Raw genomic sequence first — 19,778 nt, 5'->3', positions numbered from 1 at the left:
GCGTACGACCGGCTCCACGGCGCACAGCGCCGCTCCGTGCGCCCGGCACGGGACAAACGCCTAGTGCACGTACCAGGTCAGCTTGTCGCCGCCCACCCAGCGGATCACCTCGGGGTCGTCGAGATCGTGGACCGGGACTCCGGCCTCCGAGGCCACGTCCAGCACGTCGACGAGCGACCTCGCCCGACCAACCATCTCGCCGTCGACCTCCACGATCCGGAACGGAGGTGTGCCGGGCTGGACCCCGAGCACGGTGATGCGTGGATGGGAGATGTGCGGGCTTGCTATTTCTGTCATGCAAAAAGGGTAGAACGCATCGCGGCACCTCAGCGGCTCAGGGGGTGGGTTACCGCACGTCGGGGCGGCCCCGCCCACGCCCGGCAGGCCGTCCGAGGCCTTGGCCCACCCGGGTGAAGCCGCCCCCGGACCCCCTCGTCGTGCGCGCCGCACGCCGGTGGGCAACGCTGGGGTGAGGAGGTGCCGATGGAGCCCGTCGAAGCCCTGGACCGGATCGCATTCCTGCTGGAGCGGGCCGGGGCCCCGACCTATCGCGTACGGGCCTTCCGCACGGCCGCAGAGGTACTCTCCACCCTGCCCCGGCACGAGGTCTCGGAGCGCGCCGCCGCCGGGACGCTGGAGGCCCTCAAGGGCATCGGCCCGAAGACCGCCCAGGTGGTGCGGGAGGCGCTGGCCGGGCAGACCCCCGGCTACCTGGAGAAGCTGGAGCACGAGGCCGCGGCGCCGCTCGCGCACGGCGGCGAACGCCTGCGGGCTCTGCTGCGCGGCGACTGCCATCTCCACTCCGACTGGTCCGACGGCGGCAGCCGGATCGAGCTGATGGGCCGGACCGCCGCACGGCTCGGTCACGAGTGGGCCGTGCTCACGGACCACTCCCCCCGGCTCACCGTGGCCCGCGGGCTGTCCGCCGGGCGGTTGCGGGAGCAGTTGGAGGCGGTGGCCGCGCTCAACAGGCGATGGGCACCGTTCCGCCTGCTCACGGGCATCGAGTGCGACATCCTCGACGACGGCTCGCTGGACCAGGAGCCGGCTCTCCTGGAACGGCTCGACGTCGTGGTGGTCTCGGTCCACTCCAAGCTCCGCATGGACGCGCGGTCGATGACCCGCCGGATGATCGCGGCCGTGCGCAACCCGCACGCCGACGTGCTCGGTCACTGCACGGGTCGGCTGTTGACCGGGCGGGGGCGACCCGAGTCCGAGTTCGATGCCGAGGCGGTGTTCGCCGCGTGTGCCGAGTCCGGTACGGCGGTGGAGATCAACAGCCGGCCCGAGCGGCTGGATCCGCCGCGGCGGCTGCTGCGGCAGGCGGTCGAGGCGGGGACGCTGTTCTCGATCGACACCGACGCACACGCTCCGGGCCAGCTGGACTGGCAGATCCACGGCTGCGCCCGGGCCGAGGAGTGCGGGGTGCCCCCCGAGCGTGTGATCACGACCTGGACGGCCGAGGAGTTGCTGGCCTGGACGCGCGAGCGGACGGCGCCCACACGTGTGGCGGGGCCCTGACGTGGTACCCGACCCCCCACACGAGGGAGGACTGGGCATGGGACGGGCGGCCGTGTTCGACGTCGACGGCACCCTCGTCGACACCAATCATCTGCACGTCACGACGTGGTGGGAGGCGTTCCGTCAGGCCGGTCACCGGGTGTCGATGCACGCCATCCACCGGTCGGTGGGCCTCGGCTCGGAGGACCTGATCGCACACCTGCTGGGCCGCCGGAACCGCGACGAGGTAGACCTGCTCGTCTCCGCGCACACCGCGCTGTACGGCACGTTCTTCGACCGTCTGCCGCCCCTCAAGGACGCCGGGCGGCTGCTGCGCAGACTCGACCAGGACGGCTGGAACGTCGTGCTCGCCACCTCGGCCGGCGGCCGGGAACTGTCGGCGCTGCGCCAGGCCATCGCCGCGGACGACGCCATCGCGGCGACGGCGAGCGCGGACGACGTGGAGGCCGGCAAGCCCTCGCCCGAGCCCGTCGAACACGCACTGGAACTGGCCGGTGTCCCACCCGAGGCAGCGGTGTTCGTGGGCGACACCGTGTGGGACATGCAAGCCGGGACACGGGCCGGGGTCACCTGCATCGGCCTGCTGTCGGGCGGCATACCGAAGGCGGACCTGCGGGAGGCAGGAGCCCGGGCCATCTACCGGGACCCGTCGCACCTGCTCGCCATGCTGGCGGACAGCCCCCTGGCGCCGGACACCTAGGTGTTCTGTCCACCGAGGGCGGTGAGGCAGATCACAGGGACGTTACGCGTTTCCCGGAACACCGATCGATAGTTTCCCGTTGAACGAGGCGTGGGAGCGGACGGAACAGTGTCCCCGGGCCTCATCTCTCGCCCACAGGGAAGATCGTTCGGCTGAAGCCCTGTGGAGCCTTTCGCCGAGAGGCGACCGCCGTCCGCACCCACCATCGGCTGCCCCGACCGTGATTCCCCCGTCGCGGTCGGGGCTTTCTCCTGCCCAGGCTCCACAGGGGTGACCCGGGCTTGACTTCGAGCGCCCTCGAATTCGTAGCGTGCGCCGTATGAGTACTGCACAGCACAAGATCGGATCCGGTTTCGGTGCCCGGAGCACCGCGGACGAGGTACTTCAGGGGATCGATCTCTCCGGCAGCCTCGCGGTGGTGACGGGCGGCTACTCCGGACTGGGTCTGGAGACGACGCGGGCACTCAGCAAGGCAGGCGCCCGGGTCGTCGTCCCCGCTCGGCGCCGCGCCGCCGCCGAGGAGGCACTCGCGGGCCTCGAGCGGGTCGAGGTGGACGAACTCGACCTCGGTGACCTGCAGAGCGTGCGGGCCTTCGCCGAGCGGTTCCTGACCTCCGACCGCGCGATCGACATCGTGATCAACAACGCCGGCATCATGGCGTGCCCGGAGACCCGGGTGGGACCGGGCTGGGAGGCCCAGTTCGCCACCAACCACCTGGGGCACTACGCGCTGGTCAACCACCTGTGGCCGGCTATCCGGCGGGGCGGGGCGCGGATCGTGTCGGTGTCGTCCACCGGCCACCAGAACTCCGGGATCCGCTGGGAGGACCCGCACTGGCGGCAGGGATACGACAAGTGGGGGGCCTACGGTCAGGCGAAGACGGCGAACGTCCTGTTCGCCGTGCACCTCGACAAGCTCGGCCGGGAGCACGGTGTCCGCGCCTTCTCCCTGCATCCCGGCGGGATCCTCACGCCGTTGCAGCGTCACCTCGCCAAGGAGGAGATGATCGAGCGCGGCTGGATCGACGAGACCGGCGCCCTGGTGAACCCTGACGCCTTCAAGACACCGCAGCAGGGTGCGGCCACCCAGGTGTGGGCCGCCACCTCCCCCCAGCTCGCGGGCCTCGGCGGGGTGTATTGCGAGGACTGCGAGATCGCGGAGCCCGCTGCTCCTGACGGCTCGCGCACCGGCGTCAAGAGCTGGGCGACCGACCCGGACCAGGCGGCGCGCCTGTGGGCCCTGTCCGCCGAACTCACCGGCGTCGACGCGTTCGCGTCCCGTTCCTGAGGGACCGGGGCCGGCCGCGCTCCGGTCGGCCCCTCACTCCCCCGCCATGAACTCCCGGAGGTCCGCGCCGAGTTGGTCGGCATGGGTGACGAAGGGTCCGTCGGCCGGACCGTAGTCGACATGATGGAGCCGCGTGCCGTCGGCCGGGCTTTCGAAGTACGGCATGGGACATCCTTACGCAGTCGGATCGTGCGGACGTCCTCCATGCTCGTGTGCACCGCGTCGGCGGTCGATTACCTCACACGTCATGACTGCGGGGGCTTCAGGCGGCGAAGCCCACGTTGGTCACGTACTCGTACTGGCCCCACTGCGAACCCAGATCGACGATCTGGTCGGTCCAGGCGTCGTCGAGGGCCTGGAGGTCGCCCTCGGTCCAGGCGCGGACGATGGCGTCCCAGTGGCGGACGTTGAGGGTGCGAAACTCCACGAACCGCTGGCGGGGGCGGGGGACCTGGGACTGGTTCAGCGGGTGCAGTTCGACCCGGGTGCCGCGGCCCTCACGGTTGAGCCGGCCGAGGAGATAGCGGGCGACGTTGTGGCGGCGGACCGCACGGTACGCCGTCTCGATCCGCTCGAGATTGGGCCGCGACGGACTGCGCCCGCCCGCCAGCCATGCCCTGAGCGTGCGATCGGTGACCGTCAGTCCTGCCTCGCGGGCCGCGGCACGCGCGTGCTCCGTGCGTGTGAGGTAGTGCAGCCGGGCCAGCAGGCCACGTCGCGTCGTCACCGGGGTCGCGATCCCGCCCGCGAGCGTGTCCAGTTGACGGGCCACCGCCTCGCTGCCCTTGACGCCCCGGGCGCCGTACGCGCCGAACTCGCCGGTGTGCTGCGGCACTCGCGCTCCTCTCCCCTTCAGCCGCCGTGTTCGTCCGCGGCGACGGGATCAGTGTCGCAGCCCACGGTGTACGTGTCCTTGACCTTCACCTCGGAAACGCCGCGCCCTTCCGGGAAGACACGCCGCCACTCCCCGAGCACATGGAGTTCGTCGGTGCCCATCGCGCGGACGACGACCAGCCCCTCCTCATGCGCCTTGTACGCCTTCATCCAGAGGTTTGCGAAGGCCTGGGAGCGGATCAGATGCATCCAGTCGGGGCGGTACAGCTCCCGGTTGTAGTTCGACTCGCCCATCGTGGACACGAACTTGGAGTACATGGCCTTCACATACTCCACCGTCACCTCGTCCCCCTCGGCGATGGCCCGCTCCCGGGCCTCCTTGAGCGCGACGCGGAACTTCTCCAGCAGGTTCTCGGTCGCGCCGGAGGTGAACGACTCATGGATCTCGGGCGGATCGCACAGTGCGTACTTCGGACCGGACAGTCGCAACAGCAGACGCAGGGTTGGCTCGGTGACCCACAACGGACCCGGCTCGTCGCGGTTGCCGAGAGGATTGGGCAGCACCGCGTCGTGCTCCCACGCCGGCGGCGTGATCAGGTGGACGCCTGCACGCCTGCGGTCGTGGTCGAAGCCGCTGGAGTGCTCCAACTGGCCGATGGGGAGGTGGGTCTTGAGGGCGGACAGGTAGGCGCCGTTGATGTCGAGGGCCGTCACCTGGTGCCGGCCGGTGGGCAGTTCGGGCCGTGCCCACTTGGGTCGGGCCTCCCAGATCCGGTCCGAGCCGCGTGCGGTCTGCTTGCGCAGGACGTCCGGGATCCAGGGGTGCGCCACGATGTCGTAGCGGCCGCCCCTGCGTGTCCCGTCCAGCAACGCCATCGCGTCGGGGATGGCTCGTGCGACCAGGGCCGCCGTCGCCGCCTCCACATCGCCGAAGTGCGCGGCCAGCGCGGCCGCGACGGCCTCACGGATCGGGTCGGGAGACTCGTCGGCCGTCCGGACACGGCGGCCGGCGGGCACCACCCTCACGGTCCCGACGGACTCGCTGCCCGTCCGCGCGTCGCTCTCCCCGGTCCGCGCGGTGCCGCACTCTCGCGGGTCCAGATGCTGGGGGAACCCCGCGACCTGATGACGCGCGGGCCGACCGCACAGTACGCACGGCTGCTCTCTGTGCAGCGCCTCGACGTCGTCGCCGTCGTGCGGGGACGCCTGCGGACCGCCCTCCTCGTCCTCGGCCGTCGGCGGCTCGTGCCCGGCCGGCCGGGCCGTGGCCCGCTCCGCCAGCTTCGTACGGGCGCCCTCGAGGAAGTACGCGTACTTGTCCCGTACCTCGCCGCTCGGGTCGCGGCCGGCTTCCCAGCCCCCGACCGTGGACGGGCCCACGCCGAGTGCCTGGGCCACCTGCGCCTGGGACAGATTCAACTCCTCGCGCAGCGAGCGCCGTTCGCCGGGGGGCGGCAGCGGCACCTCTTCCCGGGCACCGGCCAGCAGGGCGTCGATCGCCTCGAAGTCCGTCATCGTGCCACCGCCTTCGGACCGGTGCCGCACCGGTCCCGGCCGGGCCCGCATCCGTGCGCACGGGCAGGCATCGGCGCGGTGGCCGCCGCGCCCGGCCGTTCTCCCTTGGACCATCCCACCCGGTCAGCCTATCCAGGGCGACCGGGTGATCCCGCGCGCGGCATGTCGGTCGCTCGCATGGTCGAGCCGCCCGCGCCGCTCGGTCGGGAGCGGCGCGTACGCCGCCGCTCCCCGCACGGGGTCAGCCGGAGGGCTCGTCCGGTTCCGGGTGGTCGGGGTGGACAGTGCCGGAACGGGGACCACCCCGCCGGCCGGTACCCGCCTCGTCCGTGTCGGGCACGTCGTCGGCGCGTTCGTCCTCGGCGTTCTTCCCGGAGCCCCGTCCTGGACGGGCGTCCCAGGGGTCCTCCTCCTCGCCGGCCTGCTGGTCCGGCATGTCCCGCGGGATGGGCCCGGAGCGCTCCCCGGGACCTTCCTGCCGACGATCGGTCACGGCGTCCTCCTCTTCCTCGCCCGAGAGGGGGTCGCGATCCCACGCGGCCCCCTTGCCGGGCGAGGCCGCGAGTACCGCGAGGGGCATCAGCGAAACCCCTGGGAGCAACCGTGATCAGCCCATCGGCACGGTCCCGGCCGGTCAGCGCGGCGACCGCTCCTCCAGTGCCGTCCGCCACGCGGGGGGCCGCCCTTCGGTCGCGGGCTCCGCGCGACGGCCGCCGCGCGCGAAGAAGTCGGCGAGCGGCAGGATCGCCGCGCCGACTGTCACGGCGTCCGGGCCGAGCCTGCCGAGGTCGATGGAGACCCGCTCCGCCGGATACCGCAGGGCGTACGACGTCGCGTAGCGGCGCACCGCGGCAAGGAACCGGGCCCCCAACTGAAGGCCGGCCCAGCCGCCGATCAGGATCCGCTCGGGCTGGAAGAGGTTGATCAGATCCGACAGTCCCGCGCCCAGGTACTCGGCGGTCTCCTCCAGAACGGCGAGCGCGACCGGGTCGGCCTCGGTGCCTTCGGGCGGGTAGGCCGCGGCCAGCATGGCGGTCAGCGCGGTCTCCTCGTCCGTGTTCTGCGGCGGCCGCCCGCCCTGCTCGCGCCAGCGGTCCAGGAGCGCCTCCGCACCCGCGTAGGCCTCCAGACAGCCGAGGGCACCGCAGCGGCATCGACGCCCCCGGACCCGTACCGTCAGATGGCCCCACTCCACGGCCCGGCCGCTGCCCACCTCCTCGGTGACGAGGCAGGCGCCGACACCGGAGCCGAAGAGGACCACGACCGCGTTGTGGGCGCCGCGTCCGGCCCCGAACCACATCTCGGCCTGGCCCAGGGTCTTGGCACCGTTGTCGATGAAGAAGGGGACGGAGTCCGGGAGCCGGCAGGTGGAGCGGAGCAGGGACTCGACCGGGACGGCGTCCCAGCCGATGGTCTGGCCGTGCACGACGGCCCCGAGGTCCTGGGTGCCGGCCACGATGCCGGGCACACCGATGCCCACGCCGAGGAGCCGCTCGGGGGCGATGTCGGCCGCGGCCAGGACCTCGTCGATCCCGTCGCGGATGTGACCGACGACGACTTCGACGTCGTACCGCTGATGCTCCAGGGGTCGTTCGGTACGGGCCAGTTCCGTCAGGGCCAGGTCGAACAGTTCGACACGGACACGGGTCTCGCCGACGTCGACGCCTATCATGTGGCCGCTGGTGGGCGCGACCCTCAGCAGGGTGCGCGGACGGCCGCCGTCGGAGTCGACGCTGCCGGCCTCCTCGACCAGTCCGTCCGCGACGAGCTCGGCGACCACATTGCTGATCGAACCGGAACTCAGACCCGTCGCCGGGCCGAGTTCGAAGCGGCTCATCGGGCCGTCGAAATACAGCCGCTGTAGCACCTCGGCGCGATTGCCCCGGCGCAGATCGCGCACGGTGCGCCCGTTCCGCCCGCCCATGTGGCTCCCTCCGACCCGTCCCGACCTGCACGATACCCCTGCGCCGGGCTTGAACACGTGTTCCTCGCCGTCTTAAATCAGACCCTAATTTAAGACATGAGGACGATGGGTTGCGGACGGTGCACGTGTCACCGGTCACCATGTCGCTGCGCCGCTCCCGCCCCGCCGGGGCTCCGGGCCCACTCGTCGCCGTCCACGCGGGCCCCGCTCACCGTCGGGAGTCACTCTGCCAGGTGAGCCTTCGCCGACATACTCCCTTGTCCGCGCTCACAGGTTCACGCGGCCGGGTGGTTCGGCCCTAGGGCCGACCGGTCGATCTCGGTGCCGGGCGTGCGGGTCGAGGGGCCGCGCCCGTCGACCCGGGCCTAGTATCCGGGGCCGTGGCGACGACCTTTGAAGAACTCGTGGAGATGCGGCGTGCGGCGAACGATGCGCAGTCGAAGGCCGACGAGCTGCGCGAGAAGTACGGTCCACCCACCGCCACCCCCTGGACCAAGCAGCAGACCGATCTGTACGAGACCGCACTGCGGGCCTGGCGGGACCTCGACCGCGACCTTCAGATCGCGATCACCGAGTACGCGAAGGAGCAGGGCAGGCCGCTCGGTGAGATCGAGGCGGAGGTGAACGCCGGGGCGGGGCAGCCCACCGAGGGCTTCTGACCGGCCCTGTGCTCGACGTGCGGCGGCGTCAGGGGCGGCCGAGATCGATCCGCCAGTCGTTGGACGTGATCCAGTGCCCCTTCGGGTACTCGACCGCGACCGGTCCGAGCAGATCGAAACCGACCCTTCGGCACACGGCGTTCGACGCGTCGTTCCCGACGTCGGGGAACGCGTGCAGATACCGGTGCGTCCCGCTGTCCCTCGCCGCTTCGACGATCTCACGGGCCGCCCGTGCGGCGAGGCCCCGCCCCTGGAACTCGGGCAGTACCCCCCACCCGGTCTCCCACACGGTCGTGTCCCGCCAGGTGCGCTCCCAGAATCCCGTGGACCCCACCGTCTCACCGGTCTGCGCGAGCACCACCCGGTACATCCGTCCGGCTCCCGGCGTGAGATAGCGCCGATGGCGTACCTCGAGTTGCTCCTCGGTCTCGGGGCCGCCGAGGTGCTCCGTCATCTCCGCGGAGTTGGTCCTGCGCAGCAGCCAGAAGTCGCCCTCCGCCCAGGGCTCGAGCCTGACCCGCAGCGTGTCAGTGGTGTCCATGACTGCCACCCTAGGGTGGGGGTGTGACAGGCGGCCCGCGTCGCGCCGGTACCGACGGATCCCGCCTAGGCACCGGCCGGGTCGCCTTCCGGGGCGGGGACGACGGTGGCGGCGGGAGGCCGGTCCGTCTCCGCCGTCCCGGCGCCCGCGGGCGCCCCGAAGCGGGCCAGGCAGTGCCACACCATCTTCAGGTCCTGCACCTCGTACCGGCCCGTGCGTGCGGCGTCTCCGATGATCCTGGGATCGAGATGCCCGTACTCGGCGATGCACTCCCCCAGCTCGACGTACTCCGCGCCGCGGTAGTCCGGGTGGCGGCGCAGTTCCGCGACGGACAGCCGGTATCCGGGGTGCCACTGAACCGGGCACGGCAGCCGCCGGGCCGCGACCTCGACCGGGGTGCCTCGGTAGCCGGCGTCCAGAACCAGCGCCTCCACGTCCCGCTCGAGCACGACGGGTCCGTGCACCTGGGCCTCGATGTAGTCGTTGAGGGCGTCCTGGTCGTCGGCCTCGGCCAGCTCGAGCAGGCACATTCCGGCGGCCACCCCGAAGTGGGCCGGCTCGGCCGCGCTGTCCGGGTAGCAGAACGTGGCCCTGTCGAGCACCGCGGCGGTCAGCCGGAAGTGGGAGGAGCCGAAGCGGGGCGCCGCGCCGACCACTTGACGACGGAAGTTCAGTGCACCGTACACGGGGCGCTCGTGAGTGGGCGCGTCGTCGTAGGCCTGCCCGAAGATCCGGCTCTCCCAGCGCCAGCGGTCCCCGCCGGGATGGGCGGTGAGGCCGCCGTTGCTGATGCCGGTGACGAACTGCGAGCGGTACACACCGTCCTCTGCCATGGCCTGGAGAATCGGCCGCCCGCGCACGATCCGGTCGGGGTGGAAGTTGAGCGTCAGCCGCAGACTTCTGTTCACCCGGGGCCCCGAGGATCTGGCCGCGACATGGCGCAGGGCGCGCCATGCGGCCGCATCGAGTGCCCCGTCGTACGAGATATCCACTCGCTTTCCCCCCATGGAGCTAGGTAGCTTAGCCGTAAACCTAATACCCCTAGGTTCCTGTAACGGCCCCAGGAGGAATCCCCATGAGACCACTCTCCGAGCAGGACATCCGCAACTCCTTCATCAACTGCTCGAAGGGCGATGCAAGTCGTCTGCCGATACCCCGCGACCTCGGCGAACGTCCCTGGGACGACCTGGACTTCCTGGGCTGGCGCGACCTCGGTGCACCTGGTCGCAGCTATCTGGTCACCGAGCACGCCGACCGGCTCGTCGGCGTCGCACTGCGCTCTCCGTCGTCGCAACGCGGCTTCCTGCACCGGAGCATGTGCTCGCTCTGCCTGACGACCCACCCGGGAAGCGGCGTCTCCTTGATGACGGCGCGCAAGGCGGGGGCGGCGGGGCGCGAGGGCAACTCGGTGGGCGTCTACATGTGCACCGACCTGGCGTGCTCCCTCTATGTACGCGGCAGGAAGGTGCCCGAGGCCGGGCTGCGGTTCGAGGAGACCCTCGGCATGCGCGAGCAGATCGACCGGATGGTGGCCAATCTGTCCTCCTTCCTCGACGGGCTGTACACCTGAGAGTGCTTTCCCGGCCCGGTACGGACGCCGCCGAGCAGGGCGGGTGCTCCCCCGGTCGACGTTCGAACGTGTTCTTTGTGTTCATGGTTACGTTCGTCGCCCGGGTGGAACGGGAAGGCCCCTAGGGATGCGTGATGTGCGTGATGCGTGGGCGATGGTCTGCGCCCGGATCGAAAGGTGGCGCCGGCAGCCCGAGGTCGTCCAGGCGGTGCGCTCGACTGCCGCCGCGACCCTCGCGTATGTGATCGCGCTGTACCTCAGCCCCGAGGCGGCGCCCCTGACGGCGCCGCTGACAGCCCTGCTGGTCGTGCAGGTGACCCTCTACGCGACGATCACCAACGGTGTGCGCCGGGTGAACTCGGTGGTCGCAGGCGTTGTCATCGCCATCGGCTTCAGCATCCTGGTGGGCCTCACCTGGTGGAGTCTGGCCCTGATCATCCTGGCCTCGCTGGCCGTGGGCCATCTGGTGAGGGTCGAGGAGTACGTGCCCGAAGTGGCCATCAGCGCCATGCTGATCCTCGGAGTGACCCAGGTGGGCAGCACGGCGTGGGCGCGGGTCCTGGAGACCTTGATCGGCGCGGTGGTCGGCCTGGGGATCAATCTGCTCATCGCTCCTCCCGTATGGGTCTCGGCCGCCGGGGAGGAGATCGAGGCGATGGCGCGGCGCGTACGGCAGCTGATGCTGCGGGTCGGGGAGGAGGCCGCGGGACGTGTGTCAGCCTCGCTGGCGACCGCACGGTTGTACGAGGCGCGCCGGCTCGACCACGAGATCGTCGGCGTGGACGCCGCGCTGCGGCAGGCCGAGGACAGCCTGAAGCTCAACCCCCGGGTCCGCGAGGGACTGCTCCACCGCATCGTGCTGCGCACCGGCCTCGACACGCTCGAGATCGTCACGGTGGTACTGCGGGTGATCGCGCGCACCCTCGCGGATCTCGCGAAGGAGCGGGAGGCCGAGCCGCTGTTCGAGCCCGAGATCGGGGCGACGCTGGAGCGGCTGCTGTCCGAGATCGCCGACGCCGTGGTCAGTTTCGCGGTGCTGGTCACCACCGACGTCAGCCGCAGTGCCGAGTCGGCGGAGACCCGGCTGGCGGAGGAGCTGATCACGGCGGGTGCGACCCGCGACAAGCTGGCCCAGCTGCTGCTGGAGGAGGTCCAACGGGACACCCGTCAGTGGCAGTTCCACGGCGCGATCCTGACCGAGGTGAACCGGATCCTGGACGAGATGGACACCGAGCACCGCACCCGTCGGCTGCTGGAGGAGCTGGACCGCGGCGCCCGGGAGCAGCGTGAGCGCAATCCGCGCCTGGCCAGACTGCGGGACCGTGCCCGCGGCCCTCGCTCGGCCCGGTTGCGCGGTCTTTTCACGGATCGGAACCGTCCGGGCGCGCCCCGGCGTTCTAGGTGAGGACGAACGATCCGGCGAGGAAGGGGAGTGCGCATGGAATCGGTGCGGATCGACGGGGACTCCCTGGTGCTGCCGGACGGTGTACGGGTCCGCTTCATGCGGACGCTGCGCCTGCCGGAGACGGGCACGCACGCGCTGCCTCCGGGCCTCGGCCAGTTCCCCGTCCGCCGGGTCGAGGACTACCCGCAGACGGTGCCGGCCGAGTGGCGTGCGCGCGGCGGTGTGATGCTGCCGGTCTATCTGCGCGAGGCCATGTGGTTGGGCTTCGGCGCCGCCGAGCCCGCCGCGCTGCAGGTGGGCGCGGGCAAGGTGTGCGCGGTCTCGGGCAGGCCGTGGAGCTCCCGGCTGAGCCGCCGTCCGCAGAACTACGTCGTGCTGCCGCGCCAGCCGTGGCTCGACGGGATCAATTCCGGCAAGGGGACGGTCCGCCAGTTCGTGGCGGTGCCGCTCGGTCTGGGCGCCACGGTCGAGGGCCAGGTCACCGGCGAGGAGGTGTGGGGCGGCATCCAGCTGCAGACCTTCCCGCTCCAGGAGGCGCCCCTCGCCAAGTGGCGGGACGAGGAGCGGCGCAGGCAGGAACGGGCGCTCAGGACCCGTTCTGCGCCCTCCGGACCGTACGGGGGGCCTCCGCCCGCCCCGGGTGCCGTACCGGCGCCCGCAGCCATGGCCGCCCCCGGCGCAGCCCCGCGCCGCGCCCCCGCCATGGGCCTCGGGGTCGGCGGGTCCATGCGGCAGGAGGTCTACAAGGACGACTGGCCGGCCGGAAGCTGGGCGGAGGAGCCGGCAGGGCGGGTGTTCGTCCATCTGGTGACACCGCCGGAGTGGCGGCGGATCACGGGCGAGGCGCCCCCGCCGTCTCCGGTGGACCGCGCGGCGTACACACGTGCGGGACTGCCGTGGTTCGATTACTACGACCAGGACGCCGAGGACCTCGCGCCCACGGACGCGCTCGGTGAGGTCAAGCCGGTCGGCGACTGGCTCGGCGACGACCACGAGCCGTGGCAGGAGCCGTCACCGCAGCAGGTGAAGCCGCTGGGCGACGCACCGGGCAAGCCCGTCGGGGACGGCGACTGGTAGTCGGGTGTGTTGCACCGCACGCAATGCCGGTTGCCCGCCTTGCACCTGACGGTCGTTACGCGCCATGGTGGCTGTGTCGGCTGAGGCCATCGACTCCCGAGGGGCGGCATGGACAGGCGCGCGGAACCGGCGCGGAGCTCGCTCGGCGGAGGCTGGAGCAGGCGCCGCTTCCTCGGTGCCGCGGCGGCCACCACCGCGGTCACGACGATCCCGGCGCCGGTCGCGCCCCGGCAGTCGTCGCCGCCCGAACCAGGCGCGGCCCCGGCCGAGCAGCACTCACCGCCGCGCCACCCCTCCGGTCCCCGGCCGCTCTACGTCGGCACGTACACCTCCGTCGAGGGCGGCGGCAAGGGCATCGGCCTCGCCACGTACGACCCGGGGACCGGCGGGATCACCGGCACGGGCACACTGAGCGGGGTCGCCGATCCGTCGTATCTGGCGGTGCACCCGGACGGGCACACGCTCTATGCCGTCGACGAGCAGGAGGCCGGCGTCGTGACGGCCGTGGGCCTGCCCGATCACCGGATCCTGGGCTCCCGCGGCACCGGCGGAGCGGGCCCCTGCCATCTGTCGGTGCACCCGAGCGGGCGCTGGCTGCTGAGCGCCAACTACGGCTCGGGCAGCGTGGCCGTGCATCGTGTCGAGACCTCGGGCGCACTCGGCGAACTCACCGACGTCGTCACGCACTCCAGCCCACCGCCCGGGCCCGGCCAGCAAGGACCGCACGCCCATCAGGTCGTCACCAGCCCCGACGGCGGCCATGTGCTCGCCGTCGACCTGGGAACCGACACCGTCTACACCCACCGTCTCGACCCGTCCGGGGGAACGCTCACCGAGGTCTCCCAGGCGCACACCCGGCCGGGTGCCGGCCCCCGGCATCTGACCTTCCACCCGAACGGCCGCTTCGCCTATCTGGCCAACGAGGTCGACGACACGGCCGTCGTGTGCGCCTACGACCCGGCGAGCGGGCGCCTCGTCCCGGGCGACCCGCAGTCCACGGGTACCGGCAAGGGCACCAACTATCCGGCGCAGTTCGTGGTGAGCGCGGACGGGGCGTACGCCTACCTCGCCAACCGCGGCCACAACACCTTGACGCGGTACGCGATCGAGGCGGGCGGCGCCCGGTTGCGGCTGCTGGACTCGGTTCCGGTGGGCGGGGACTTCCCGCGTCACATCGCGCTGTCCCCTGACGGCGGACTGCTGTTCGCCGCGAACCAGCGGTCGGGCACGGTCACCGTGTTCCATGTGGACCGCGCAAGCGGGGAACTGCGACTCGCGGGAGAGCCGTTCGCGTCACCGGTCGCCGTGTGTGCGCTGCCTCTGTAGTGCACGGGGACAGGCCCGGGACGCCTGGGTGAGCAGGGCGTGCATCCGTTCGGTCAGCTGCGCGAGATCGTCCGCGGGCCGGTGGAAGGTCAGCCGTACGTCTCCGTGGTCACGGGCGCGCTCGATGCGCAGGGTCAGCCCATGGCGGTCGACGGCCAGCGGACGGACACGCACGGCACCGTGCAGGCTGTCCGGCTCGACCAGGCGGGTGAGGCGCTCGACGGCGTCCAGGTGGGCATCGGCCAGATGAGTGAGCAGCCCCGCCTCGGCGGTGGCGAGCGGGTCGGGCTCGGCGGCCGCGTACTCGTCCGGATCCACGACGACCACACCGTTCACCCTGCGCAGCGCGATGCGCGTCGGCCGGAACTCCAGATGACCTTCGGCCGGCACGCACGAGCCCGCCAGCCAGAGCCGGGCACGGATCCGTGACCGCACCGGCACGGGTGCCACATCGGCGAACTCCAGTAGTGTGGACGGCTCTCCGCGCGGCGCGCAGATCGCGGCGGTCAGCAGCGCGCTGTCCTCGGGCAGGTGAAGCAGGACCCGGCCGTCGGCGGTGACGGTGTGCGCGCCGACCGCCTCCTCCCTGCCGGTCTCCATGGTCACCGCGCAGGAGCCCGCTGCGGCCAGAACCGAGCGGGCATGTTGCGCCGCAGCGGGCGCGGCCGTCCAGTCGTGACGGTCACCCATCCCCAACCTCCTTAGGTAAGCCTTGCCTAAGTTATCGGAGATCGGGGCGCACGCCAACCGGCCTGGACATCCGAAGGGTGCTCGTCAGCGCTCGAGGACGCCCAGCAGCGCGCGGGCGCACAGATCGCGCACCTGCTCGCGGGACAGTTCCGCGCCGCGCAGCCACTCGAGGCACACAGCCGTCGTGAACGCCAGCCAGCCGCGAACGGCGACTTCGAGATCCGGCCGCTCCTGTGGCACCGGGCCGAACTCGGGATCGGCCGCGAGAGCGGCCAGGATCTGCCGCTCCTGCGCCGCCAGCGACTGCCGATAGACCTTCCGCACGGCCTGGTCCCCCGCCGCGTCCGCACGATGGAACGCCCGAAAGCCGTGCGCGTGCTCCGCGACGTACGAAAGAAACGTGTCGAGACCGGTAGTGAGCTGCTCGCGCAGCGGGACCCCGGGCGCGGCCGCGGTCATCCGCAGCATGCGGGCGCTCTCCCGCTCCACGACCGCCGCGAAGAAGTCCCGTTTGGTCGGGAAGTAGTGGTAAAGCAGTCCGCGCGAGACACCTGCGATCTCGGCGACCTGCTCGATCCACACGTCGTCGTACGGGTTCTCCGAGAACAGCCGTGCTCCGACCGCGAGGAGCTGCTCCCTGCGCTCCCCGGTGCTGAGCCGGCGACGCGTGCGCTCCCCCTGGTTCGCGGCCATGCCCGCACTGTACTTGACGCCGGTTCAGCAAACGGACCACACTGAACCGCTATTGAACCCACGTACAACACGCGCGGGACGGGTGCCACGTCCTCCGCATCGAGGGAGTGGCACCATGGCGCAGACGACGGTGACCGCGCTGCCCAAGGGGTTTCGCGGGGCGGAACTCGGCTGGCCGGAGCTGGAGCGCATCCCTCACCCGCCGCGCCGGATCCCGCTCGTCGGCGATGTGTTCGGCGCCGACGTCCGTAGGCCGGTACAGGACTCGATGCGCTACGGCCGTCTGCTCGGGCCCGTCTTCCGGCGGAAGTTCTTCAGCCGGGAGATCGTGTTCGTCTGGGGCGGGAGCCTGGCGGCCGACCTCGCCGACGAGTCCAGGTTCGCCAAGCATGTCGGCCTCGGTGTCGCCAATCTGCGGCCCGTCGCCGGGGACGGGTTGTTCACCGCGTACAACCACGAGCCCAACTGGCAGCTGGCGCACGACGTCCTGGCTCCCGGATTCAGCCGTGAGGCCATGGCGGGCTACCACCCGATGATGCTGGACGTGGCCGAGCGTCTGACGGGCCGCTGGGACGCGGAGCAGTCCGCGGGCCGAGCCGTGGACGTGCCCGGCGACATGACCAAACTGACGCTGGAGACCATCGCGCGGACCGGCTTCGGTCACGACTTCGGCTCCTTCGAACGCGCCAGGCCGCACCCGTTCGTTAACGCCATGGTCGGCACGCTCACGTTCGCCCAGCGCCGCAATGTCGTCCCCGGACCGCTGACCCCCCTGCTGCTGCGCGGCGCCGCCCGGCGCAACGAGGCGGACATGGCCTACCTCAACCACACGGTGGACGAGGTGGTACGGGCCCGGCGGACCACCCGCGGCGAGGGCGACCTGCTCGACCGGATGCTGGAGACCGCCCACCCGGTGACCGGGGAACGGCTCACCGCGGAGAACGTCCGGCGCCAGGTCATCACGTTCCTGGTCGCCGGCCACGAGACGACCTCGGGGGCGCTCTCCTTCGCCCTGCACTACCTCTCCCGGCACCCGGACGTCGCCGCACGGGCCCGGGAAGAGGTGGACCGGGTCTGGGGCGACGTGGACCGCCCCGGTTACGACCGGGTCGCCAGGCTGCGGTACGTCCGCCGGGTCCTCGACGAGTCGCTGCGGCTGTGGCCGACGGCTCCCGCCTTCGCACGCGAGGCACGTGAGGACACGGTCCTGTACGACACGCATCCGATGCGACGGGGCGCCTGGGCACTGGTCCTGACGACGATGCTGCACCGGGATCCGCAGGTGTGGGGTGCCGACGCGGAGCGGTTCGATCCCGACCGGTTCGACGCGAAGGCCGTACGGGCCCGGCCCGCGCACACCTTCAAGCCCTTCGGCACCGGGGCCCGGGCCTGCATCGGGCGGCAGTTCGCACTGCACGAGGCGACCCTGGTGCTCGGCCTGCTGCTGCGCCGCTACGAACTGCGGCCCGACCCCGGCTACCGGCTGCGCGTGGCCGAGCGACTGACGCTCATGCCCGAGGGACTGCGGCTGCACCTCGACCGCAGGGCCCCCGTGGCGCGGACCCCGGCCCCCGTCGCCGCCTCCTCGTCACAGGTGCGCTGTCCAGTGACCGGGGCGCGAGACTGACGGCGGGATCCTGGTGCCCACGCCGCCCCGGGCGGCGTTGACCTGAGGCTGCGTCAGGAAGAAGGCACCGGTCAGGTCGGCGTCGGTGAGGTCCGCGTCGCGCAGGTCGGCTCCTATCAGATCCGCCCCGCGCAGGTCGGCACCCGTGAGGTCGGCCGCTATCAGACAGGCGCCCCGCAGATTCGCGCGCCTGAGGTCGGCGCCCTTCAGACGGGCACCGGCGAGATCGGCGCCCCGCCGGTCCTTGGCACGCCGCCCGCCCCCCGAACGGGCCAGCTCACTGACGCGCAACAGCAGCGCGTTGACCTCCTGCCGATGCGCGCCCACGTCCAACTCCTCCAGTTCTTCGGGGGACAGCGCGGTGATCTGTTCCGTCCTCTCCAGCATCCGGCGCAGGTCGCCGTGCACCGGACGCGCGGCGGGCATGCTCCGCGCCTCGGTCAAGTACCAGAGCATTTCGTGCAGTTGGCGCACCACGGCGAAGACGTCGAACATCCGCCGGGCGTGCTCCCGCCCTCCCGACCGCCAGTCCTGGCCGCGGAAGACGACCTGCGAGACCTTCTGTCCGGCGCCGAAGCAGTCGTAGACGGTACAGCCGGAGAAGCCGCGCGGCCGCAACTCGGAGTGGACACCGCAGCGGAAGTCGTCCTGGAGGTTCCGGCAGGGCGTACCGGCGTCCTTGTCGACGGGGAAGTCGGCCGAGCGCGCGAAGGGCAGCGCCACACAGCACAGCGCGAAGCAGTTGCCGCAGTCGGCACGGAGTCCGGACGGGCCGACGGAGGTGGCGTGCATGCCGTCCACCCTAACGACCTGGTACATCGCTGCGGAAACCGTTTTCGTCGCTCCGGCGGGTCGCTCACGAGGCCCGGGACCGCGGCCTCGGCCATTGGCGCGAGTGACCCTGGAGTCGGCGTACACGCAGACCAAAGTCGTCCGCGGCCTCCTCGGATCGCTGTCCGACACGCCCGGGACGTCGAGGGGTGGCCGGCGCCGTCACCCGCGTACTGGCCCACCGCCGTACTACCGGGACGGGACACCGCTCGCCCGGCGGGTGCGCCGTCGCGCTGCGCCCCGGTGGGCGACGGCGCGGGCTGGCCGCCGCACACATCACTGGGCGGCGGTGTCCGACCCGCCCGATCAGACAGCCGCGAAGTCCAGCCGCTCCAGCCGTTCCGGGTCCGCCAGGATATAGATGCCGGTGATCCTGCCGTCGACGACGGTGACGCCCATGACCGACATGGGCCGGCCCTCGATCGCCATGACGAGCCCGATCGAACCGTTGACCAGCGCGAGCCGGGCGTGCTGAGCGTACTGGCGGAACATGAGCGCCCCCCTCGCCACGGTCGCCGCGCCGCGCGCCACCTTGGAAGCGGCCAGACCGGTGACCAGCGGACCGGAGTCGGCGCGGAGTACGACGTCCGGGTCGAGCACGGCGACCAGGGCGTCGAAGTCACCGGCGCGCGAAGCCGCGAGGAACGCCTCGACCGCCTCGCGCTGGCGCCCGAGGTCCGGATCGGCTGCGGGCTCGGCGCTCTGGACCCGGCGGCGGGCGCGGCTGGCCAGTTGCCGGGTCGCGGCGGACGTGCGCCCCGCGATCGGGGCGATGTCGTCGAAGGGAACGGCGAACATGTCGTGCAGGACGAACGCCAGCCGCTCGGCGGGCTCGAGTGTCTCCAGTACGACGAGGAGGGCGAGGCCGACCGAGTCGGCGAGCAGGACCTCCTGTTCGGGATCGACACGCTCCACAGGGGCGATCACGGGGTCCGGGACGAAGCTCTCCACCATGGGATCCTCACGCCGCGCGGTGCGGGAGCGCAGCATGTCGAGGCAGATCCGGCCGACGACGGTGGTGAGCCAACCGGCGAGGTTCTTCACCTCGCTCACGTCGGAGCGGCTCAGCCGCAGCCAGGTCTCCTGAAGGGCGTCGTCGGCCTCGCTGAGTGATCCCAGCATCCGGTAGGCCACCGCCCTGAGATGCCCGCGGTGAGCCTGGAAGCGGTCCGCCAGCAGTTCTTCGTCGTCCATCGATCCCCGTTTCGAAAAGCCGTCCTCGTGGGCGCCGTCACGATCAGAACACGGCACCGGCACTCAGTCGAGGCCGCCCCCTGGCGGCTGCCGAAAAGCTCGAGCCACCGAGGCCGGTTCGCCATCGCAGCGCTCACGTCCGGGTGGCGTCATCGAATACGGGGACCGTGCCGCGCCGCAACGTCGCGGCGGCGACGGCCGCGCAGCCGTACCGGAGGTCGTCGGGGCCGGCGACGACGGCGAGGGCCAGCCGCCGGTCGTCGGCCAGGGGCTCGAGCCGGGCGTCCTCGGGCTCGATCATGTCCGCATCCTGACGCCGCCCCGCCGAAGGCCGGAGGGGGTGTGTGGAAAACGGCCGCCAGGACGCGGGGTGCGGCCGTTCA

22 protein-coding genes are annotated in these 19,778 nt (G+C 71.7%); 9 read left to right on the top strand and 13 right to left on the bottom strand.

The window, feature by feature from the left end; translation table 11 throughout:
- Positions 1-60: 60 nt before the first annotated feature.
- Entirely contained in the window at positions 61-297 is a 237-nt protein-coding gene (locus ADL25_RS23110; RefSeq protein WP_059129709.1) for a hypothetical protein, read from the bottom strand.
- Between the two features lie 186 nt (positions 298-483).
- Here ADL25_RS23110 and ADL25_RS23105 point away from each other — a divergent pair, with 186 nt between their 5' ends.
- The 3 genes from ADL25_RS23105 to ADL25_RS23095 all read left to right on the top strand — a co-directional run bounded on the left by ADL25_RS23105 (position 484) and on the right by ADL25_RS23095 (position 3,509).
- The gene (locus ADL25_RS23105) at positions 484-1,521 is read left to right on the top strand and encodes a PHP domain-containing protein (protein WP_059129708.1); all 1,038 of its coding nucleotides are present in this window, start codon (positions 484-486) and stop codon (positions 1,519-1,521) included.
- Positions 1,522-1,558: 37 nt separating this feature from the next.
- A complete protein-coding gene (locus ADL25_RS23100) occupies positions 1,559-2,221 on the top strand; it encodes an HAD family hydrolase (RefSeq protein ID WP_059129707.1) in 663 nt (220 codons plus the stop codon).
- Positions 2,222-2,540: 319 nt separating this feature from the next.
- A complete protein-coding gene (locus ADL25_RS23095; RefSeq protein WP_059129706.1) occupies positions 2,541-3,509 on the top strand; it encodes an SDR family NAD(P)-dependent oxidoreductase in 969 nt (322 codons plus the stop codon).
- Between the two features lie 33 nt (positions 3,510-3,542).
- Here the strand turns inward: ADL25_RS23095 and ADL25_RS51600 are convergent, their stop codons facing one another.
- The 5 genes from ADL25_RS51600 to ADL25_RS23075 form a co-directional block, all read right to left on the bottom strand.
- Positions 3,543-3,674: a hypothetical protein gene (locus ADL25_RS51600; RefSeq protein WP_267889273.1), complete on the bottom strand. Its 132-nt coding sequence runs from the start codon at positions 3,672-3,674 to the stop codon at positions 3,543-3,545.
- 97 nt (positions 3,675-3,771) lie between these two features.
- Positions 3,772-4,344, bottom strand: a complete 573-nt coding sequence (locus ADL25_RS23090; RefSeq protein ID WP_059129705.1) for a hypothetical protein — start codon at positions 4,342-4,344, stop codon at positions 3,772-3,774.
- A gap of 17 nt (positions 4,345-4,361) precedes the next feature.
- Positions 4,362-5,858 (bottom strand): helix-turn-helix domain-containing protein, encoded by a 1,497-nt coding sequence (locus ADL25_RS23085; protein ID WP_059129757.1) that lies wholly within the window; start codon positions 5,856-5,858, stop codon positions 4,362-4,364.
- A 241-nt stretch (positions 5,859-6,099) separates the two neighbouring features.
- Positions 6,100-6,351: a hypothetical protein gene (locus ADL25_RS23080; protein ID WP_059129756.1), complete on the bottom strand. Its 252-nt coding sequence runs from the start codon at positions 6,349-6,351 to the stop codon at positions 6,100-6,102.
- Positions 6,352-6,492: 141 nt separating this feature from the next.
- Positions 6,493-7,782, bottom strand: coding sequence for an ROK family transcriptional regulator (locus ADL25_RS23075; RefSeq protein ID WP_059129704.1), 1,290 nt, complete (start codon positions 7,780-7,782; stop codon positions 6,493-6,495).
- 380 nt (positions 7,783-8,162) lie between these two features.
- Between ADL25_RS23075 and ADL25_RS23070 the strand changes: the two genes are divergently transcribed.
- Complete coding sequence (locus ADL25_RS23070) at positions 8,163-8,441, top strand: hypothetical protein (RefSeq protein ID WP_059129703.1); 279 nt, start codon at positions 8,163-8,165, stop codon at positions 8,439-8,441.
- A gap of 28 nt (positions 8,442-8,469) precedes the next feature.
- On the opposite strand, the gene ADL25_RS23065 is transcribed toward ADL25_RS23070, so the two are convergent.
- Both ADL25_RS23065 and ADL25_RS23060 read right to left on the bottom strand, forming a co-directional pair.
- Positions 8,470-8,982 carry a GNAT family N-acetyltransferase gene (locus tag ADL25_RS23065; protein WP_059129702.1) on the bottom strand — a complete coding sequence of 171 codons (513 nt, stop codon included), beginning with the start codon at positions 8,980-8,982 and terminating at the stop codon, positions 8,470-8,472.
- Positions 8,983-9,047: 65 nt separating this feature from the next.
- On the bottom strand, positions 9,048-9,974 hold the full coding sequence (locus ADL25_RS23060) for a DUF3626 domain-containing protein (protein WP_234381003.1): 927 nt from the start codon (positions 9,972-9,974) through the stop codon (positions 9,048-9,050).
- A gap of 83 nt (positions 9,975-10,057) precedes the next feature.
- Here ADL25_RS23060 and ADL25_RS23055 point away from each other — a divergent pair, with 83 nt between their 5' ends.
- The 4 genes from ADL25_RS23055 to ADL25_RS23040 all read left to right on the top strand — a co-directional run bounded on the left by ADL25_RS23055 (position 10,058) and on the right by ADL25_RS23040 (position 14,360).
- Positions 10,058-10,552, top strand: a complete 495-nt coding sequence (locus tag ADL25_RS23055; RefSeq protein WP_059129701.1) for an FBP domain-containing protein — start codon at positions 10,058-10,060, stop codon at positions 10,550-10,552.
- A gap of 127 nt (positions 10,553-10,679) precedes the next feature.
- On the top strand, positions 10,680-11,957 hold the full coding sequence (locus ADL25_RS23050; protein ID WP_059129700.1) for an FUSC family protein: 1,278 nt from the start codon (positions 10,680-10,682) through the stop codon (positions 11,955-11,957).
- Positions 11,958-11,990: 33 nt separating this feature from the next.
- Entirely contained in the window at positions 11,991-13,034 is a 1,044-nt protein-coding gene (locus tag ADL25_RS23045; protein ID WP_059129699.1) for a hypothetical protein, read from the top strand.
- 108 nt (positions 13,035-13,142) lie between these two features.
- A complete protein-coding gene (locus tag ADL25_RS23040; RefSeq protein ID WP_079050530.1) occupies positions 13,143-14,360 on the top strand; it encodes a lactonase family protein in 1,218 nt (405 codons plus the stop codon).
- Here ADL25_RS23040 and ADL25_RS23035 read toward each other — a convergent pair.
- Together ADL25_RS23035 and ADL25_RS23030 are read right to left on the bottom strand one after the other, a co-directional pair.
- Positions 14,328-15,050, bottom strand: a complete 723-nt coding sequence (locus ADL25_RS23035) for a DUF2470 domain-containing protein (protein WP_059129698.1) — start codon at positions 15,048-15,050, stop codon at positions 14,328-14,330. The two genes, ADL25_RS23040 and ADL25_RS23035, sit on opposite strands and share 33 nt — an antisense overlap.
- Before the next feature lie 84 nt (positions 15,051-15,134).
- Positions 15,135-15,743 (bottom strand): TetR/AcrR family transcriptional regulator, encoded by a 609-nt coding sequence (locus ADL25_RS23030; RefSeq protein WP_059129697.1) that lies wholly within the window; start codon positions 15,741-15,743, stop codon positions 15,135-15,137.
- Between the two features lie 115 nt (positions 15,744-15,858).
- On the opposite strand from ADL25_RS23030, the gene ADL25_RS23025 reads away from it, so the two are divergent.
- Positions 15,859-17,370: a cytochrome P450 gene (locus tag ADL25_RS23025; RefSeq protein WP_059129696.1), complete on the top strand. Its 1,512-nt coding sequence runs from the start codon at positions 15,859-15,861 to the stop codon at positions 17,368-17,370.
- On the opposite strand, the gene ADL25_RS23020 is transcribed toward ADL25_RS23025, so the two are convergent.
- The 3 genes from ADL25_RS23020 to ADL25_RS50685 all read right to left on the bottom strand — a co-directional run bounded on the left by ADL25_RS23020 (position 17,332) and on the right by ADL25_RS50685 (position 19,696).
- Complete coding sequence (locus ADL25_RS23020) at positions 17,332-18,162, bottom strand: pentapeptide repeat-containing protein (protein WP_059129754.1); 831 nt, start codon at positions 18,160-18,162, stop codon at positions 17,332-17,334. The genes ADL25_RS23025 and ADL25_RS23020 overlap by 39 nt on opposite strands.
- A 345-nt stretch (positions 18,163-18,507) precedes the next feature.
- Positions 18,508-19,395, bottom strand: a complete 888-nt coding sequence (gene sigJ / locus ADL25_RS23015; protein ID WP_059129695.1) for an RNA polymerase sigma factor SigJ — start codon at positions 19,393-19,395, stop codon at positions 18,508-18,510.
- Between the two features lie 133 nt (positions 19,396-19,528).
- Positions 19,529-19,696 (bottom strand): hypothetical protein, encoded by a 168-nt coding sequence (locus ADL25_RS50685; protein ID WP_234381002.1) that lies wholly within the window; start codon positions 19,694-19,696, stop codon positions 19,529-19,531.
- Positions 19,697-19,778: the final 82 nt, after the last annotated feature.

It is taken from the genome of Streptomyces sp. NRRL F-5122 (assembly GCF_001507435.1).
GTDB lineage: Bacteria > Actinomycetota > Actinomycetes > Streptomycetales > Streptomycetaceae > Streptomyces > Streptomyces lannensis.
The sequence above is the reverse complement of the archived record's forward strand: the minus strand, read 5'-3'. Positions and strand labels throughout refer to the sequence as shown.

Coding starts and splice junctions, on each gene's coding strand:
- ADL25_RS23110 (WP_059129709.1), bottom strand. CDS start 297: ATGACAGAAATAGCAAGCCCGCACATCTCCCATCCACGCATCACCGTG.
- ADL25_RS23105 (WP_059129708.1), top strand. CDS start 484: ATGGAGCCCGTCGAAGCCCTGGACCGGATCGCATTCCTGCTGGAGCGG.
- ADL25_RS23100 (WP_059129707.1), top strand. CDS start 1,559: ATGGGACGGGCGGCCGTGTTCGACGTCGACGGCACCCTCGTCGACACC.
- ADL25_RS23095 (WP_059129706.1), top strand. CDS start 2,541: ATGAGTACTGCACAGCACAAGATCGGATCCGGTTTCGGTGCCCGGAGC.
- ADL25_RS51600 (WP_267889273.1), bottom strand. CDS start 3,674: ATGCCGTACTTCGAAAGCCCGGCCGACGGCACGCGGCTCCATCATGTC.
- ADL25_RS23085 (WP_059129757.1), bottom strand. CDS start 5,858: ATGACGGACTTCGAGGCGATCGACGCCCTGCTGGCCGGTGCCCGGGAA.
- ADL25_RS23075 (WP_059129704.1), bottom strand. CDS start 7,782: ATGGGCGGGCGGAACGGGCGCACCGTGCGCGATCTGCGCCGGGGCAAT.
- ADL25_RS23065 (WP_059129702.1), bottom strand. CDS start 8,982: ATGGACACCACTGACACGCTGCGGGTCAGGCTCGAGCCCTGGGCGGAG.
- ADL25_RS23055 (WP_059129701.1), top strand. CDS start 10,058: ATGAGACCACTCTCCGAGCAGGACATCCGCAACTCCTTCATCAACTGC.
- ADL25_RS23050 (WP_059129700.1), top strand. CDS start 10,680: ATGCGTGATGTGCGTGATGCGTGGGCGATGGTCTGCGCCCGGATCGAA.
- ADL25_RS23045 (WP_059129699.1), top strand. CDS start 11,991: ATGGAATCGGTGCGGATCGACGGGGACTCCCTGGTGCTGCCGGACGGT.
- ADL25_RS23040 (WP_079050530.1), top strand. CDS start 13,143: ATGGACAGGCGCGCGGAACCGGCGCGGAGCTCGCTCGGCGGAGGCTGG.
- ADL25_RS23035 (WP_059129698.1), bottom strand. CDS start 15,050: ATGGGTGACCGTCACGACTGGACGGCCGCGCCCGCTGCGGCGCAACAT.
- ADL25_RS23030 (WP_059129697.1), bottom strand. CDS start 15,743: ATGGCCGCGAACCAGGGGGAGCGCACGCGTCGCCGGCTCAGCACCGGG.
- ADL25_RS23025 (WP_059129696.1), top strand. CDS start 15,859: ATGGCGCAGACGACGGTGACCGCGCTGCCCAAGGGGTTTCGCGGGGCG.
- ADL25_RS23020 (WP_059129754.1), bottom strand. CDS start 18,162: ATGCACGCCACCTCCGTCGGCCCGTCCGGACTCCGTGCCGACTGCGGC.
- sigJ (WP_059129695.1), bottom strand. CDS start 19,395: ATGGACGACGAAGAACTGCTGGCGGACCGCTTCCAGGCTCACCGCGGG.
- ADL25_RS50685 (WP_234381002.1), bottom strand. CDS start 19,696: ATGATCGAGCCCGAGGACGCCCGGCTCGAGCCCCTGGCCGACGACCGG.